Annotated in this window: 15 protein-coding genes; 5 read left to right on the top strand and 10 right to left on the bottom strand. The window is 40.2% G+C overall.

Translation table 11 applies throughout. The features are described from left to right. The first annotated feature begins 19 nt into the window (after positions 1-19). The 5 genes from fmt to amoA all read left to right on the top strand — a co-directional run bounded on the left by fmt (position 20) and on the right by amoA (position 3,967). Complete coding sequence (fmt, locus tag kam1_RS09165) at positions 20-979, top strand: methionyl-tRNA formyltransferase (protein WP_039720855.1); 960 nt, start codon at positions 20-22, stop codon at positions 977-979. Continuing rightward, complete coding sequence (locus kam1_RS09160) at positions 969-1,424, top strand: hypothetical protein (RefSeq protein ID WP_039720856.1); 456 nt, start codon at positions 969-971, stop codon at positions 1,422-1,424. The genes fmt and kam1_RS09160 overlap by 11 nt, the downstream gene beginning before the upstream one ends. Before the next feature lie 52 nt (positions 1,425-1,476). Next, on the top strand, positions 1,477-2,130 hold the full coding sequence (locus tag kam1_RS09155) for a DUF4412 domain-containing protein (protein ID WP_235276769.1): 654 nt from the start codon (positions 1,477-1,479) through the stop codon (positions 2,128-2,130). 149 nt (positions 2,131-2,279) lie between these two features. Further along, positions 2,280-3,167, top strand: a complete 888-nt coding sequence (locus tag kam1_RS09150; RefSeq protein ID WP_315861690.1) for a methane monooxygenase/ammonia monooxygenase subunit C — start codon at positions 2,280-2,282, stop codon at positions 3,165-3,167. A gap of 53 nt (positions 3,168-3,220) precedes the next feature. Then, the gene (gene amoA, locus kam1_RS09145; protein ID WP_039720859.1) at positions 3,221-3,967 is read left to right on the top strand and encodes a bacterial ammonia monooxygenase, subunit AmoA; all 747 of its coding nucleotides are present in this window, start codon (positions 3,221-3,223) and stop codon (positions 3,965-3,967) included. 123 nt (positions 3,968-4,090) lie between these two features. Here the strand turns inward: amoA and kam1_RS09140 are convergent, their stop codons facing one another. The 10 genes from kam1_RS09140 to kam1_RS09100 all read right to left on the bottom strand — a co-directional run bounded on the left by kam1_RS09140 (position 4,091) and on the right by kam1_RS09100 (position 16,140). Next, positions 4,091-4,417 (bottom strand): DMT family protein, encoded by a 327-nt coding sequence (locus tag kam1_RS09140; RefSeq protein WP_039720860.1) that lies wholly within the window; start codon positions 4,415-4,417, stop codon positions 4,091-4,093. 189 nt (positions 4,418-4,606) lie between these two features. Next, positions 4,607-6,544: an acetate--CoA ligase gene (gene acs, locus kam1_RS09135; protein ID WP_391524878.1), complete on the bottom strand. Its 1,938-nt coding sequence runs from the start codon at positions 6,542-6,544 to the stop codon at positions 4,607-4,609. Positions 6,545-6,620: 76 nt separating this feature from the next. Then, positions 6,621-7,562: a sigma 54-interacting transcriptional regulator gene (locus kam1_RS09130; protein WP_039720862.1), complete on the bottom strand. Its 942-nt coding sequence runs from the start codon at positions 7,560-7,562 to the stop codon at positions 6,621-6,623. 243 nt (positions 7,563-7,805) lie between these two features. After that, on the bottom strand, positions 7,806-9,959 hold the full coding sequence (locus tag kam1_RS09125) for a glycoside hydrolase family 3 N-terminal domain-containing protein (RefSeq protein ID WP_039720863.1): 2,154 nt from the start codon (positions 9,957-9,959) through the stop codon (positions 7,806-7,808). Positions 9,960-10,360: 401 nt separating this feature from the next. Beyond that, on the bottom strand, positions 10,361-10,918 hold the full coding sequence (locus kam1_RS10855) for a ribosome biogenesis GTPase Der (protein WP_235276954.1): 558 nt from the start codon (positions 10,916-10,918) through the stop codon (positions 10,361-10,363). A gap of 80 nt (positions 10,919-10,998) precedes the next feature. Further along, positions 10,999-11,736 carry a GTPase gene (locus tag kam1_RS10850; RefSeq protein ID WP_244946054.1) on the bottom strand — a complete coding sequence of 246 codons (738 nt, stop codon included), beginning with the start codon at positions 11,734-11,736 and terminating at the stop codon, positions 10,999-11,001. 2 nt (positions 11,737-11,738) lie between these two features. Further along, a complete protein-coding gene (locus kam1_RS09115; protein ID WP_039720864.1) occupies positions 11,739-12,347 on the bottom strand; it encodes a CDP-alcohol phosphatidyltransferase family protein in 609 nt (202 codons plus the stop codon). A 6-nt stretch (positions 12,348-12,353) separates the two neighbouring features. Then, the gene (gltX, locus tag kam1_RS09110; protein ID WP_143958405.1) at positions 12,354-13,700 is read right to left on the bottom strand and encodes a glutamate--tRNA ligase; all 1,347 of its coding nucleotides are present in this window, start codon (positions 13,698-13,700) and stop codon (positions 12,354-12,356) included. A 123-nt stretch (positions 13,701-13,823) separates the two neighbouring features. Continuing rightward, on the bottom strand, positions 13,824-14,783 hold the full coding sequence (gene amrB / locus kam1_RS09105; protein ID WP_039720866.1) for an AmmeMemoRadiSam system protein B: 960 nt from the start codon (positions 14,781-14,783) through the stop codon (positions 13,824-13,826). 49 nt (positions 14,784-14,832) lie between these two features. After that, positions 14,833-16,140 carry a glucose-1-phosphate adenylyltransferase gene (locus kam1_RS09100; RefSeq protein ID WP_039720867.1) on the bottom strand — a complete coding sequence of 436 codons (1,308 nt, stop codon included), beginning with the start codon at positions 16,138-16,140 and terminating at the stop codon, positions 14,833-14,835. Positions 16,141-16,175 lie beyond the last annotated feature (35 nt).

The raw sequence follows: 16,175 nt of genomic DNA, 5'->3' as shown, positions 1-16,175 counted from the left end.
CATGGAATAATATTAGAGAATGAGAGTAGTGTTTATAGGTACAGGAGATTTTGGTGTTCCAAGTCTTGAAGCTATAGCCCTGGATGGAAGATATACCATTCCTGGAGTTATTACTCAGGCGGATCGACCTTTTGGTAGACAAAAAGAGCTTTTACCTTCACCTATCAAAAGAGCTGCCTTGAAATTGCATTTATGGGTTTTTCAACCTGAAAATATTAATTCAGCAGGTTCTATCCAACAAATTCAGTTCCTAAAACCCGATATCATTGTTGTTTGTGACTATGGACAGATATTGTCTAAAGAGGTGCTTGGGATTCCTTCTATTGGGATTTTGAACATCCATGGATCGCTTCTTCCTAAATATAGAGGGGCATCACCAATCCAAGCCGCCATAAAGAACATGGACAAAGAGACGGGGGTAACCGTCATTTGGATGGATGAGGGGATAGATACAGGTGATATTTTAACAAGTGAAAAACTATTAATTCGCTCGAATGACACGGCTGAATCCTTGCATAATCGTCTTGCCGAATTAGGAGCACGATTGATTATTCAGTCTCTAGAAGCAATAAAGGCTGGGAAAGCGCCGCGGATTCCTCAGGATCATGCACTGGCTTCTTATGCAAGGAAAATAAAGAAAGAGGAGGCGCTTATAGATTGGACAAAAGATAAACAGGAAATAGATGCAATGGTCAGGGCTTTTAATCCATGGCCTGTGGCTTATACTACGTTGAAAATAGGGGAAGAGAAAAAGATCCTAAAAATTTACAAAGTAATTATTTCTCATCGGGCTAGAGGGAATCCAGGAGAAGTTGTGCGTATAGATAAGCATGGAGTTTTAGTTGCTGCAGGGCGTGCTGGCGGTCTGTTGTTAAGAGAGGTTCAACTCGAGGGAAGAAAGAAAATGCATGCGGCTGATTTTGCTCGTGGGGCAAGACTAGCTATTGGCACGATTTTGGGACAAAAAGATGAGGATTAAAGCAGCTTGCACCTTGCTTGCAGCTATCAGCCTGGATGGCAAATTTCTCAGCACTGATTTTTCTCCTTCTTTGCTTTGTCATAGATTATTACCTTTGGAGGCTTTCCCAGTTAATCTCTTTACAGATCTTCCGGTTCATTTAGATCAAGAAGATCAAGACCAATTTGTTCGATTACAACCTATTAGTCTTAAAACTTTTAAAGAGATCATAGCCAGGAGTCATCCCTTTTTTCTTTTAGGTTCTCCTGAGGCCAATAAAATGGCTTTGCTAGCAGGAGTTGTCCAAAGGATTTCGTTGTTATGGATTCCTTCCTTTTATGTTGAAAGGAAGCAATGTCTCATTGGGGAAGTTGATTGGAGGAATAAAAAAATGAAGTGGCATTTGGAATGTTGGAGAGTTTTTCCCGAAGGTTGTGCTTGTCATTATAACATCGCTGATCCTTAAGTTGTTTTATTATCTTCTAGAAGTTGTGTTTCTGTTACTATATAAAAAAGAAATGATGAAACAGGTGGGTTTATTTTTATTAACGGCTTTTTCTTTTCTAGTTTGTAGCTCTTTTGTGGCCTTTGCTCAAAGGCCGTTTAGCTTACCTAAACAATTTTCCGTAATGCAAATTATTAAAGTCGGAGGAGGAGAAATTGTTCAAAAGATCTTTGTTGATGGAGATAAAATTAGAGTTGAAGGGCCGACGGGAGTGCAGCAGCAGATCAATATAATCCGTAAAGACAAAAAGACGATTTATACTCTTTTTCCAGATGAAAGAATTTATTTTGAACATCCTGTCAAAGAGGAAACTCCCCTTTTCGATATAACCCCAGGAGATCCTGCTGCTAAATGGACTCCTGTTGGTACCGATACGCTTCAAGGAGTGCTTTGCGATAAATATTTGATGGAATCCAAAGCGGGAAAAGCCACCTTTTGGATTGGCAAGGAGACTGGAGCACCGGTTCAAATAATGCCAGAAAAAGGAAATGTATTGGTTGAGTGGAAGGATTATAAAGTGGGGCCACAGCCAGAGGAGCTTTTTGTTGTCCCATCAAATTATCAGCAAATAGAAAACTATACAATAGATTCAGAAGAAAAAAATCAGACAGCCCCTTCTGAAAAACAAAAGCCTCCTATTCCTCCTTCTCCCCATGATGTCCAATAAAACTTTTTTTAATTTTTGAAGAGAATGATCTAATCAGCTCAATTGCTGGATAAGTGAATCTTTATTTTTCAGTTATTGTCAAAATTTTTTTTTTTAGAAAAGTGAATTTTTTTATCGCGATTTTTTCTTTTTAAACATAAAAAACCCTTCTGTATCCATCAAAAAGAGGAGCATATATTCCAAGTGTTGTAGAAAAAAACGCAATTTTTACTATTTATGAAGTTCCAAGAAAATCTGCTTTTTCTCTTAAACTTCCATTATTCGGTATTGGACTGATTTTCCTGTTAAATACCATCGACTATGTCTATCAAAGGCTCTTTGCCTTTACGAAAGGCCTTGATTACTCAACTCCACAATACCAACAATATTGGATGAGTGTCTTATGGGCTGAACTCATTATTGAGGCTTTGGTAGCTCTTTTTGTTGTCGTGTATTTGTGGCAGACAAGAGACAGAAACCTTGAAAATCTTTCCCCTGCAGAAGAACTAAAAAGATACTGGATTTGGGGATCGTTTGTTCTAATGTATGCTTTTGCTGTCTTTATTGCAGCTTATTATGCAGAGCAAGATGCGACTTGGCATCAAACTGTAATCAGAGACACAAGCTTTACTCCTAGTCATATTATTGAATTTTATCAAAGTTATCCCGTTTATATCATTTTAGGATTAACGTTGTTGATGTATGCTTTAACTAGGTTACCTCAATTTGCAAAAGCTACCTCCCTTCCATTAGTTATTTTAGTGGCTTCTCCTTTAATGATATTCCCCAACGTTGGTCTTAATGAATTTGGTCATACGCGTTGGTTCATGGAAGAGGTCTTTTCTGCACCACTCCATTGGGGTTTTGCAATTTTTGCTTGGGGGGCGTTGTCTCTATATGGAGTCTTAGTAACGGTATGTCCAAGAGTCTATAGTCTAATCGATCAAGTTTATTTAGGGGCAGAGGTACCTAGCGCCTCGACTGTTATAGAAAATCCTGAGGCTTGTATTAATCCCTTATTCTGTTCTTGTGAGAAGAACATTCTTCCGAATAAATAAAAAGGGTGAAAAATAGCAATTAAGAAGGAAGGAAGGAAGAGGGAATCTCCAATATGAATGAGCAACTCTTGACTCAGAGGGAAATCGAAGCAGATTTTGTCAGGAAACGCTTTGATTTGGCTGTCCTTTTGATCATTTTTCTTGCAACTGTAGCAGCTGCTTGGATTCATCAACAACTCTTTGCTGGAGACTGGTCTTTTTGGATCGATTTAAAAGATAGGATGTGGTGGCCAGTCATAGTTCCAATTGCGACTATCTGTTTTCCTGCTGCCGTCCAAGCAGCTTTATGGACTCATTGGAAATTCCCTGCAGGGGCGACTATGGTATGCTTTGGCCTTTTGCTTGGACAATGGTTGAATCGGATTATTAATTTTTGGGCATGGGCTAAGTTTCCTATTAATTTGGTCTTTCCTGAGACATTGCTGCCGCAAGCGATTGTTTTAGATGGGATCTTAATGACTACAAATAACTTTGTTGTGACTGCCTTAGTGGGTGGAGAGTTATGGGGGCTGCTTTTTTATCCGTCAAATTGGCCTATGATTGCGCCATACCATGTGCCTGTCCTGTGGGAAGGGCAACTCCTCAGTGTGGCTGATCTTATTCAATACCAGTATATTCGAACCTCAACACCTGAATATTTAAGAATGGTAGAAACTGGAACAATGAGGAGCTTTGCTGGCGGCGTGCTTGGAGTCTCCGCTTTCTTTTCTGGGTTTATATCTATCATTATGTATTTTATCTGGTGGTATATGGGCTATTTTTTCGCAAAGCCGATCTATCTCAAAGGTAAGAGGATATAACTCTATCAGACATAGAATTCAAAAGGGTAAACCTTTCGGTTTTAAGTATAAGACTTTCGGTGGCCTTCTATGTTTTCACATTCTTGAGATCTTAAATTGTAGATCAAAGTTTTTTTTCTATTTTTATCCTTTAAAAGCGAAGAATACCGCTCCTATGATGAATAGATAGGCAATCAAGAGATTCCAGCTAGGGGACTCTTTGAAAATGATCCAAGCAAGCAGGGTAAAGACTGCCAGAGTAATACATTCTTGAAGCACTTTCAGTTGAGTCACGCTAAAAGAATACGATCCAATTCTATTGGCTGGCACCTGAAAAATATATTCAAAGAAGGCTAGTCCCCAACTCATCATAATAGCTGTAGGTAAAGGTTTGTGTCTGAATTTCAAGTGCAGATACCATGCCAAAGTCATGAATATGTTGGAAATAATTAAAAGCAAGATCGTTTTCATGGGTCTAGCTGTATATTGGTTTTTTTTAGGCTGCATATCGTGTTCTCTGACTCTCTTCTTTCCAAGGAAGACTCAAAAAAGAAAGTTCTTAAAAAAACTAATCTCAGCCGTTTTTGTCTACAGGCAAGGAAGGAAAATAGAAAACAAACTTGCCATAGACTATTTCTCGTTGGCGATCAAGAATATTTTTTAGCCTTTTATTAGCTTATCTAAACACTGGCTATCTTCTAGCGTGGTTATATCTCCTGAAATATGCCCCTCACGACTGATTTCTTTTAGAAGTCTGCGAACAATTTTGCCACTTCGAGTCTTAGGTAATGCATCAATGAATCGAATTTCCTTTGGTCTTGCTATAGAGCCTATCTCTTTTACAACATGTTCCTTTAAAGCATTCTCTAAGTCCAATGACGAAGTCCATCCTTCTTTGAGTGTTACGTAGGCTATAAGAGCCTCTCCTTTTTCTGGATCAGGGACTCCAATGACTGCAGCTTCAGCAACTGCTGGATGACTAATGAGTGCGCTTTCTAATTCAGCAGATCCAATGCGATGTCCTGAGACATTGATCACATCATCGATTCTGCCTATAATCCAGAAATAACCTTCTTTATCTTTATACGCTCCATCCCCTGTAAAGTATACTCCTGGGATTCTACTGAAGTAAATTTTTTTGAAACTCTCCTCATCCCCATAGATGCCTCTTAACATCGAAGGCCATGGTTTTTTTATGACCAACAACCCATTTTTCCCAGCAGGCATGGGCTCCCCTTTTTCATCAACGACCTCAGGTTCTATTCCAAAAAGTGGAAAAGTGGCTGAACCAGGTTTCATTGGGGTAACCTTGGGCAGAGGGGATATCAAAATAGACCCTGTTTCCGTTTGCCACCATGTGTCTACGATGGGACATTTTTCTTTGCCAATATTTTTGTAGAACCATAAAAATACATCGGGATTAATAGGTTCTCCGACACTGCCCAATATTCTTAAGGAAGAGAGATCATGTTTTTCTATCCATTGGGTCCCCCACTTGATAAAGGATCGGATCGCGGTGGGAGAGGTATAGAATATAGTGATCTTGTATTTTTCGATTAGCTGCCAAAATCGGTCGTAAGAAGGAAAATCGGGAGCTCCTTCATAAATGAAAACGGATGCTCCGTTAGCTAGCAGACCATAGACGACGTAGCTATGGCCAGTAATCCACCCAATATCGGCCGTGCACCAGTATAAATCCTCTTCTTGTAGATCAAATACAATCTTCGAACTGAAAGCCGTTTGAACCAAATAGCCTCCGGTGGAATGGACAACCCCTTTTGGTTTTCCGGTCGTGCCACTGGTATAAAGAATGAAGAGGGGATGCTCACTGTCTAAGGGAACCGGCTCGCAAGTAGTTTCAACCAAACTAGCTTCTTCTTCCATCCAATAGTCTCTGCCATGGCACCACCCAATGGGGGCCCCTGTCCTTTTAAAAAGAAGGACTTTTTGAACTTGTGAGCTGTGTTTAAGCGCTTCGTCCACACGCTCTTTTAAAGGAATGATTTTGCCTCTCCGAAAGCCACCATCGGCGCTAACAATGATCTTGGCTCCACTATCAACTATTCGTTCAAGGAGTGACTTTGCACTAAATCCAGCAAAGACGACGCTGTGAATAGCGCCAATACGTGCACACGCAAGCATAGTGATGATCGCTTGGGGGATTAAAGGCATGAAAATGATCACCGTATCTGAGCAGTTGACTCCATGCCTTCTTAAGACATTGGCATATCTAGCCACTTCTTGACTTAACTCTTGATAAGTGTAAGAAATCCTTTCTCCAAATTCTCCTTCCCAGAGTATGGCAGTCTTATGTTTTCTATTTCCGCTTAAATGCCTATCTAAACAATTATAAGCTGCATTAAGTTTGCCTCCACAAAACCACTGACAATGAGGGAATTGGCCATCGAAAACTTTAGTCCATGGTTCGAACCAGTCGATATCTTTGGCTATTTTCTCCCAGAAAAGTTCAGGATGAGCAATAGATTCTTTGTAGAGGGTAAAATACGTTTGCATGGAATCGACTAAATCGTTCTGCGAGCATGGAAGTGGAGGATAGATTTTTTTAGTAGAGTGAAAATAGGAGTTGTCTTCTTGTATGAAATCCATGGAAAAATCCTTCTTTTTTTAAAAGAAAATTTACTATCCTTGTAAAGCAAGAAAAGAAAAAGAAATATTAACGGATATCGTACTTACGTAACTTAGCGTAAAGCAGGGGTCTTACAATTCCAAGTTTTTTAGCGGCAGCCGAGCGAGTGGGACATTCGGCAAGAGCTTTATGGATGAACATTTGTTCAAGTTCTTCTAAGGCTTTCGGAAGAGGTAAGTTGAAAAGATTTTGGATTTCTTTTATTTCAAGTGGATTATTAAAAGGCAGATCAATATCCATAGGCTCTATGGTCTTTTTTGGCTGAGTTAGACAAAGTCGAATAATTAGATTTTCTAATTCCCTGACATTTCCTGGCCAATGATATCTATAGAGTAAAGAAAGCGCTTTTTTTGATATCCGTTTGGGATTTTCCTTTGCATATTTAGCAATAAAAAATTGGACTAAATCAGGAATATCTTCTTTTCTTTCTCTAAGGGGAGGTGTATGGATGCGAATGACATTTAACCGGTAGAAAAGATCCTTACGAAATTGTCCACTTTGTATATTTTTTTCAATCGTCTCTTTGCTAGAAGCTATTATCCGAATAGATCTAGCTTTGGTGATTTTCTCTTCTTCAAAAAGGCGAAGAAGTTTTGATTGGAGAGAAGCTTCCAGTTCTTCTACTCCATCAAGAAAAAGAGTGCCCCCAATGGCCTCTAATTTTTTTCCTTTATGTCCCATAACCGTCCTCTGAGATTCTACACCAGCAAAATGGGCCCCGAAGATTTCATTCTCAGCTAATTCTTTGGGAAGGGATGCACAATGGATGGAAACAAAAGGGTGCATTGCTCTTGAACTGCTAAAGTGAATGGCTTTTGCAACGATTTCTTTGCCACTGCCAGTTTCTCCAGAAATCAATACTGGTTGATCAGTCAGAGCAGCGATTGCTATCATTCTTCGGAGTTCCTCTGCCAAACGGCTCTTACCGATGATTGCATATGGGCTATCTAGGGAAGCAGAGCGTCTCATTGCAGCGAAGCGTTTGAAAAAGGCATTGGATTAGCACTATACTTTGTAATATACGAAAATATTTTGTTGGAAATAGTAGCATGCAAATTATTAAGTCACAATACAGAGAGAGCATTGAGTTCTTTGTTATCTTGGTGGTAGCCACAGCCTTTTGAATTTCTTTTCCTTAAAAAAGAAAAAGCGATACGAGACAAAAGTTTCTTTTGGTTTATTTGTAAATGTTTTTTTTCGGCAGGCGTAGGATTATGGGATAAGATCAAACTGTGCTCTTTTCCCTTCTGTTGAATTGGGTCCAACCCAGAGAAAAAACCGGCCAGGTTCAATCTTTCTTTTCCCTTCATAATCTATAAAAGCTAAATCCTCGGAGGAAATAGTAAATTTAATTTTTTGTTTTTCTCCAGGGTTAAGAAAGACTCTTTGTATTCCTTTTAATTCTTTTAAAGGTCTTGAAATGGAAGCTACTGGATCACGAATGTAAAGCTGTACGATTTCTTCTCCAGGAACCGTGCCTGTATTTTCTATTTCTGTCTGGATCTCTAATGTTTGATGATAATTGATTCTGGAACGATTGAGAGTAGGGAAGCTGTAATGGAAAGTAGTATAACTTAATCCATAACCAAAAGGGAAAAGGGGGGTGGTGCTTTGGTCGATATAGCGGCTGGAGGGAAAGGAGCGGTTGGCTGGTCTACCGGTAGGAAGTTGAGCGTAATAAATAGGGATCTGTCCGACGGATCTTGGGAAAGTGATCGGCAACTTTCCAGAAGGATTGTAGAGCCCAAAAAGTATCTGTCCTAAGGCTTCTCCGGTTTCTGTTCCTAAAAACCAAGCTTGCAGGATTGCTTTTGTTTTGGCAATGATTCTTGAGAGATCCAGCGGCCTGCCGCTAAAGACTATGAGGACAACTGGGACTTTGGTTTCTAATAAGGCTTCAATAAGCTGCTGCTGTTGTGTTGGAAAGTCTAAAAAAGCTCTCGATGCAGCTTCTCCTGACATATTTGCTTTTTCTCCCACCGCTGCGACTATCAGTTGACTACTTTGAGCGATTTTGAGGGCTTGCTGATAATCCACCGTGCCATGGCGAAACCTATTGCAGCCTTCAACCACGTTGATTTTTGTTCCCCTAGGAGCATATCTTTTTAGGCCTTCAGCAAGGGTTATTACTTCATTGCCATCTCCAATGGCAGACCATGGGCCTAAATGTTCTTTGCGTTCTTCACTGAAAGGACCGATTAGAGCAATAGAGCGAATAGAAGGAGCAATGGGGAGCAGTCCATCTTCATTTTTTAATAACACCACGGATTTTTTGGCTGCTTCCAAAGCTATTTGCTTGTTGGTCTTAAGAATGGTCTGCCATCTATTTTGATCTATCTTTAGAGGATGTGGCTCTTGGGTAAAAAGTCCGAGCTTATTTTTAAGGGTTAGGACCCTCTGGACAGCATCATCAATCGTTTCTTCTTTGACCTTTCCTTCTTTGAGGAGTTCTTCTAAATATTGGGAATAAAGACCACTAGCCATATCTATGTCAATACCAGAATTTATGGCTATTGCCACGGCAGCTTTTTCATTTTCAGCAATCCCATGATGGACCAGTTCTCTGACAGCATTCCAATCGCTGATAACTGGACCCTCCCATCCAATGTCCTTTCTTAATAAGTCTTTTAGCAACTGTGAATTGGCGGCTGGCGGTAAGCCATTAATGGCAACAAAGGCTGCCATCGTTGCAAATGCTCCTTGTTTAAAGGCTTGGAGGAATGGAGGAAGATAGATTTCTTGAAGTAGCCTATAAGATATAGTTACTGAATTGTAATCTCTCCCACCTTCGACAGCTCCATAACCGACAAAATGCTTAGGACATGCAGCAAGGAGACTGGAAGAAGAAAGGTTCGTGCCTTGAAACCCTTTGATCCATGCTGATGAAAGGAGAGAGGCTAAAAAAGGGTCTTCCCCTGGACTTTCGGCTACTCTTCCCCATCTAGGATCTCGACAAACATCAAGCATGGGAGCAAAAGTCCAATGAATTCCAAAAGCTCTTGCTTCTTTAGCGGAAGCACGAGCTACTTGCTCAATCAGTTCTGCATCCATACTAGATGCCAAAGCAATCGGGATAGGAAAAATGGTTTTAAAACCATGCAGAACATCGAATGCAAATAGTAAAGGAATGTGCAAACGGCTTTTATGCGAAGCGATCCGCTGAGCTTCTTCAATTTGTGAGGGGTCTGTTAGGTTTAAAAAGGAGCCTACTTTTCCTTTTTGAATAAGAGTTTTTAGCTCTTCAGATAGCATGCCATCCTTGGGACTTAATTGAACCAACTGTCCAATCTTTTCTTCTAGGTTCATTCTGGAAAGAATAGCTCTGACATCGGATGGTGCGATCGGCTTAAAAGAGGATGAGGGCATTGCTAAAACAATAAATAAAAAAGACGAACTGGCAAAATATAGTCGTCGAGGCTCAGTCTGTCAGATGTTTTACAAAGGGATTTTAGGGGAATCCATTCCCTTTTATGCCTATCTTAAGAGGAACGAATCTTTACTTTAGCAAAGCTGCTTTTCTTACGTGTCCTATGGCCTGGGTCAGATTCATTGTCTCCATCCATAAATGGGTTGGCGTGTAGGGCTGGACCAAATTTTTTTAAAATGCTTGCTACATTGAAGTTGCGGCCTTGAATTGGCTATAAGTCCGAACATGGCCACGCTTCTACAGGAGTAAGTAGCTTGCCGGATGTTTGCGGTATGGGTAGGAAACCGTCTATTTTCCTGAAAACGATTTCAAGGGTCCTGTTCCAGGGAGAAGCTAATAACTATTTTTGGATCAGAAGTGGTTTTTTCCCCTGGGCCTTTTTCCATTTCCACAAAATGGGACAACCTGTAAAGGAAAAAGTTTGGCGCAGTTTCCCTTCAAGAAATTTTTTATAGGCTGCTTTGAGTAAGGTGAGATTATTGACAAAAAGAACAAATGTTGGACAAGGAGGCGCTTTTGAACTGTCTTTATCTTTAAGTTGTGTGGCGTAGTAAATTTTTAATCTTTTACCTTGAATGGGCTGTGGGGGGAATTGATGCAAGGTCCTTTGGAAAAATTCGGCAACTTCATGGGTAGGAATGCATTTTTTTCTTTCCTGGTCGACAAGAAGAATAGCAGTGAATAAGCTTTGATAATTCCATTTTTTTTCAGCACTGAGTGCCACTACAGGCGCATAACTTAAAAAAGGAAGCTCTCTTTGTATCAGTAGGCGACTTTCTTTCCCCCAGTTTCTCCGATCGAAGGAATTCTCTAACAAATCAATTTTATTGAGGACAATGATACAGGGCCGAAATGCCTTTTGTATTAATCCACCAATTTTTTTGTCTTGCAGGCTGATTCCTTTTTCAGCATCAATGACAAATAAAACGATATGTGAGCGGTTTATAGCATGTACAGTCCGACCAGCGATTTTGCTTTCTAAGCCTGGTTGCAGTTTATTTTTTTTCTGAGCCCTGCCGTATCGATCAGCGTGAAAGGAACGCCAGCGATACTAAAATCAACATCCACAGCGTCATGAGTTGTTCCCGGATGTTCGTCCACCACAAGCCTTTTTTCTCCAATAAGCCCGTTTATCAACGTTGATTTTCCAGCATTGGGTTGGCCTATGACGGCGATGCGGGTAGGAGGAGAAGCGGGCAGTTTTAAATCCTTTTGCTCTGTCTCAATGGAATTGGTCGCAAAGATGGAACGAAGAAGCTCTTCTATCCCTCTATTATGTGCTGCTGAAACTGGGAAAATGGTATCGAATCCAAGTGCAACAAAGTCCAAAGTGTTATTTTCCAGTTTAGGATCATCTATTTTGTTGACGACAACAAAGACTGGCTTTTGCCTTTTCTTTAAAAATTTTCCTATTTCTTGATCTAAAGGAGTGAGTCCAGTTCTGCCATCGACGACAAAAAGGATATGGGTAGCTTCTGTTAAAGAAGTCTCAATTTGCTCGAAAAGGGACTTTTCTAAATTTGTTTTTGGATTAAAGTCTAACCCTCCTGTATCTATGACCATTGCTTTTTGCCCATCCCTGTGAATAAAAGAAATGATTCGATCCCTTGTGACCCCTGGGATATCATGGACCAGGGATAGTTCTTTGCAACAGATCCTATTGAACAAAAGAGACTTTCCAACGTTCGGCCTTCCGATAATGGCAACGACTTTCATCCCTATAGAAGATTATCTTTTTTTGCAGTTGGAGAAACAGAATGATGTTGAGATAGTAGAATTTTTATGGCTCTGATAGAATATACTATACTAGAAAGTATAAGGAAAAGCGCACACAAATAGACCGAAATATTGGTTAGTTTTGCAATTCCAAGCAGAGAAAAACCCACTAGGCTAAAACTTGTGAATGTAGCCAATTTGCCAGTCCAATGCGGCTGAACTTCCATTTCTTTGTGTAGGGCTTTTAAAAAAAGAAAACCAAAAAGAAGGAAAAGATCTCTGGAAGCTATTAGAAGAGGTAACCATAAAGGAATTTTAGCTATTTTTGAAGCGTTGATGGTCGCTAAGGAAAACAGCATGACAAAAAGAAGTAATTTGTCAGCGATCGGATCCAGAATGGCTCCTAGCTTGCTTTTTTGTCCACAGTTCCTGGCCAAATACCCATCGATACAGTCAGAAAAGGCGGCAACTAGAAAAAAAATCAAGGAACCTGCCCGCAGTTTTTCATCCGGTTGGCTTATTTCATCACTCTTTTGGTATTGATTAAGGAAAAAGAGTATAAGAGGAAGGGATACAATTCTAAACAAGGTTATCCATGAGGCCAGCGTCATAAATCATCATTCATGTTCAAATAGCACTTTATGTAATCTATTCAAAACCTTCTCTTTTCCTAGTACTTCCAACATTGGATAAAGACTGGGTCCAACTGTTCTTCCCGTAAGCGCTACCCTAAGTCTGTGAATATAATCGGCAGTCTTTCTTCCATTTTTCATCGCTAGGCTCTTAATTGTTTCTTCAAGTTCCTTTGATTGAAAAGGAGAAATCTTTTCAAGATATGGGAAGACTTCTTTAAGGATATTCTTTCCCTTGTTGTCTAGGTATTTTTGCAACACAGCATCTTCGTATTCGATTTGCTCACTGAGCAGGGGTTTCATCCAATCAACAAGTTCTTTGCCCGTTTTTACTTTTTCTCTTACGATAGCAACAGCCCCTTTCAAAAAGGGGATATTATCATAATGGTCATCAATAAGACCTGCCTTCTTAAGCCAGGATAAAGCGTGGGGAAGTAGTTCCTCTAAGGGCATCGCTCTCATGTATTCTCCATTAATCCACAGCAGCTTTTGACGATTAAAACGAGCGTTGCTCCGATGAATCTGAGTTAGATCGAACTTTGCAATTGCCTCTTCAATGTCGAATATCTCTCTATTTTCTTTGATCGACCAGCCAAGCAAACACAAATAATTGCGGAAGGCCTTAGGTAAATACCCTTCATCAATATACTCCTGGACAGAAGAACCTTTATCTCGTTTGCTCATTTTTGAGCCTTCCGGATTGAGGATAAGGGGAATATGAGCATAAAGAGGTGACTTTATCCCCAAAGATTCAAAAATGGCAATATGTTTAGGGGTATTAGATAAATGATCTTCTCCCCGGATCACATGGGTTATCTTCATTTCACAATCGTCTACAACATTAACGAGGTGAAACACAAAGGAGCCGTCTTTTCTACGAATCACAAAATCTTTTTCTAGCGTACAATCAAAATAGATATCGCCACAGATAATATCTGGCACAATGATTCGCTTTCGAGGCATTCGGAAAAGAACAGCTCCCTCTTTGATATAGGCCATATCTTTATCGATCAGCTTCTTACAGTAAGCTTCGTAAATATCTTTTCTCTGGCTTTGAAAATAAGGACCAAATGATCCAATGGTGCTGCCATCAGGTAAAGGACCTTCGTCCCAATCTAGGCCTAACCAGCGGAGGTTCTCAAAAATGACCGATAAGGCTTGAGGGGTATTTCGGCTTGCATCGGTATCTTCGATCCTCAAAATAAAAGTTCCGTTCGTATGCCTGGCATAAAGCCAATTGAATAGAGCAGTTCTAGCTCCGCCTATATGAAGATAGCCGGTAGGAGACGGAGCGAATCGAACGCGTGGATGAGATGGAGTGGTTGAGGTCATGGCAGATAAGATAAGTTAAAAAATGATTCGTGCTCTAGTCTAAATTATTCTAGGAAAGCTCTTTTTAAAAATAAATATTCAGCTGTTTTCTTTTTAGAGTTAAAGGAAGTATTTTTGTGGGAATCAGTAAGTCAAGAATCCACTAGAGAAAGTGACAGCGGAACTGTCTCGAGGTTCAAACCATTGTTCATAATAGGTTCTTTTAAAGAAAAATGGTTTATCTTTGAAGATTTCCATAAGAAGGGCAATAGCACCCACACCATCAAAAAAACGAATATTTTTTTCCTTTTGAAGATGCGCAAGAAAACCTTCTAAATTTTGTTCTTCGACTTTTTTCCATAGTTCTTTTTCCCACGATTCTGTATCTTTGAGCAATACTTTTGTTAAGTCCAAAGGATGACCAAATCTTGGGCCAATATGGCATCCATCAATGCTAATGATAAGAGCTGCTTTTTCCCCATAAGCGTTAAGCACTTCACGAAGAGCGGCAGCAAGCATTCGCATCATTGAAAGGGCATCCTTGCCGTTGTCATAAATGATGAGATCGTGTAAGCCGCCACAGAGAATAGGGATAAATTCTAAAGGCTTTTGGATGCCCATCCAGTAACGCAAAGCTTGCATAAAAACGATAGGAAATTCGATAGAATGCTCTTTTTGATGTCCATAGGGATCAGCCAGAGAAAAATTGACGCTTCTTTCGATGAGCTCCACAATATCCGTTCTGTTATAGGCTCTTCCTAAAGGAGTTATATAATCTCTACTATCAATACTCCATTCAAGCCGGCTATGGTGTCCAACTCCAAGGATAATGAAAAAATCGGCTTCTGCCCTAGAAAACCAGTGAGAAAAGGCATGAGTATAGGCCTTGGGACTTACTTGAAAATCGATATGAGGAGACAAAACGGCAAGCCGCTCTTTTTTTTCTTTCCCGATCGAATTTTTTTCAGGCCAAGCGCAAGCGCCGGGCAGATCAAAAAAAGAACGGAATTTGGTCAGGCATTCTAGGGGATCAGAAGGATAGGAAAAGCCGTGGCAGCTTGCTCGAACAACACTCTTTTGCTTATTTAAGTTTTTCAAGTTCATAGGCAACGAAAATCAATAAAATGAAAAATTAAGGACTGTAAAGCTCCAGTTAAATAATCGTTCCATGAGGAACGACTCCGCCTCGTGGGATGATAACGATCCCATCTCGAATATAATAGAAATCACCATCGTAATTCTGAGGCTTGCCGGCAGGAGAAATTTTCACATTATTGCCAATCCGACTATTCTTATCGATGATGGTTTTTTCAATGAAAGAGTTATTGCCAATCCCTATTCTAGGAAGACCGTGGCCTTCTGCGCTTAGCGCCTGACTTTCTGTTTCGTAATAGTCGTTCCCAAGAAGCACGGTATCTTTGAGGCAAGTTTCTGGTTGAACAATGCTTCTTATTCCAATGAGAGAATGGGTGATTTTCGCTCCCGTAATGATACAGCCTTCCGCAATAAGAGAATTTTCGATTGTTGCATCGAGGATTTTGGAGGGCGGAAGATATCTGGGCCGAGTAAATATGGGAAAGTGGCTATCGTAAAAGTCAAAATTGGAATGGAGATGACATAGGTCCAAATTGGCTTGGTAGAAAGCTGAGATTGTTCCAATGTCTTCCCAATAGCCAGGATAAATATAAGAATAGACCCGATGCGTGCGGATTAACGAAGGAATAATATCTTTGCCAAAATCTGGCTCAGCGCCTACAAGCGCATTGGAAAGGGTCTTGCGATTAAAAACATAAATGCCCATTGAGGCAAAATAGTAAGCTGAATCCTTTGGTATGTGATAAAGACTTAAAAAAGGATCGGATATAGCAAATTCTTTCAGTACTTCTTTTTCTTTCGGTTTTTCCACGAAGGCCACTATTCGTTTTTCTTCATTGACCCTTAAGATTCCTAAGGCAGAAGCCTGTTTCATGGGAACAGGGGTGATTCCGACCGTCACATCTGCGCAGGTTTCAATATGCTGTTCGATCATTACTCGGTAATCCATCTTATAGAGTTGGTCTCCAGCAAGAATTAAGACCATATCATGAGGGTGACTGGCAAAATGGATAAGGTTTTGTCTAACCGCATCTGCGGTACCCTGATACCAGTAAGCACCTTTGGGAGTCTGCTGCGCAGCCAGAATTTCTACAAAACCTTGGGAATAGTCATCAAACCGATAGGTCTGCTGGATATGTCGATGGAGAGAAGAGCTATTGAACTGGGTTAATATAAAAATTCTTCTTAACCCAGAATTGATTGACAAACTTATGGGGATATCTACAAGACGATATTTGCCAGCAATAGGCACGGCTGGTTTTGCCCTTTCTTTGGTTAGTGGGAACAGTCTTGTGCCTGCACCTCCTCCCAGAATCACTGTAATGACATCCATGGGAGAAAAGGAAAAAAGGTGAGATCTATTCATAATGTTTGATATTTATTTTGATTTTATTTAAAAAA

It is taken from the genome of Methylacidiphilum kamchatkense Kam1 (assembly GCF_007475525.1).
In the GTDB taxonomy this organism is placed as follows: Bacteria; Verrucomicrobiota; Verrucomicrobiia; order Methylacidiphilales; family Methylacidiphilaceae; genus Methylacidiphilum; species Methylacidiphilum kamchatkense.
This window is presented reverse-complemented; position numbering and strand designations above follow the sequence as displayed.

What these genes read in the sequence shown, in the direction of transcription:
- kam1_RS09125 (WP_039720863.1), bottom strand. Translation starts at nt 9,959, where the DNA reads ATGCCCTCATCCTCTTTTAAGCCGATCGCACCATCCGATGTCAGAGCT.
- amoA (WP_039720859.1), top strand. Translation starts at nt 3,221, where the DNA reads ATGAATGAGCAACTCTTGACTCAGAGGGAAATCGAAGCAGATTTTGTC.
- amrB (WP_039720866.1), bottom strand. Translation starts at nt 14,783, where the DNA reads ATGAACTTGAAAAACTTAAATAAGCAAAAGAGTGTTGTTCGAGCAAGC.
- kam1_RS09140 (WP_039720860.1), bottom strand. Translation starts at nt 4,417, where the DNA reads ATGAAAACGATCTTGCTTTTAATTATTTCCAACATATTCATGACTTTG.
- kam1_RS09155 (WP_235276769.1), top strand. Translation starts at nt 1,477, where the DNA reads ATGATGAAACAGGTGGGTTTATTTTTATTAACGGCTTTTTCTTTTCTA.
- kam1_RS09130 (WP_039720862.1), bottom strand. Translation starts at nt 7,562, where the DNA reads ATGAGACGCTCTGCTTCCCTAGATAGCCCATATGCAATCATCGGTAAG.
- kam1_RS09115 (WP_039720864.1), bottom strand. Translation starts at nt 12,347, where the DNA reads ATGACGCTGGCCTCATGGATAACCTTGTTTAGAATTGTATCCCTTCCT.
- kam1_RS10850 (WP_244946054.1), bottom strand. Translation starts at nt 11,736, where the DNA reads ATGAAAGTCGTTGCCATTATCGGAAGGCCGAACGTTGGAAAGTCTCTT.
- kam1_RS09160 (WP_039720856.1), top strand. Translation starts at nt 969, where the DNA reads ATGAGGATTAAAGCAGCTTGCACCTTGCTTGCAGCTATCAGCCTGGAT.
- gltX (WP_143958405.1), bottom strand. Translation starts at nt 13,700, where the DNA reads ATGACCTCAACCACTCCATCTCATCCACGCGTTCGATTCGCTCCGTCT.
- fmt (WP_039720855.1), top strand. Translation starts at nt 20, where the DNA reads ATGAGAGTAGTGTTTATAGGTACAGGAGATTTTGGTGTTCCAAGTCTT.
- kam1_RS09100 (WP_039720867.1), bottom strand. Translation starts at nt 16,140, where the DNA reads ATGAATAGATCTCACCTTTTTTCCTTTTCTCCCATGGATGTCATTACA.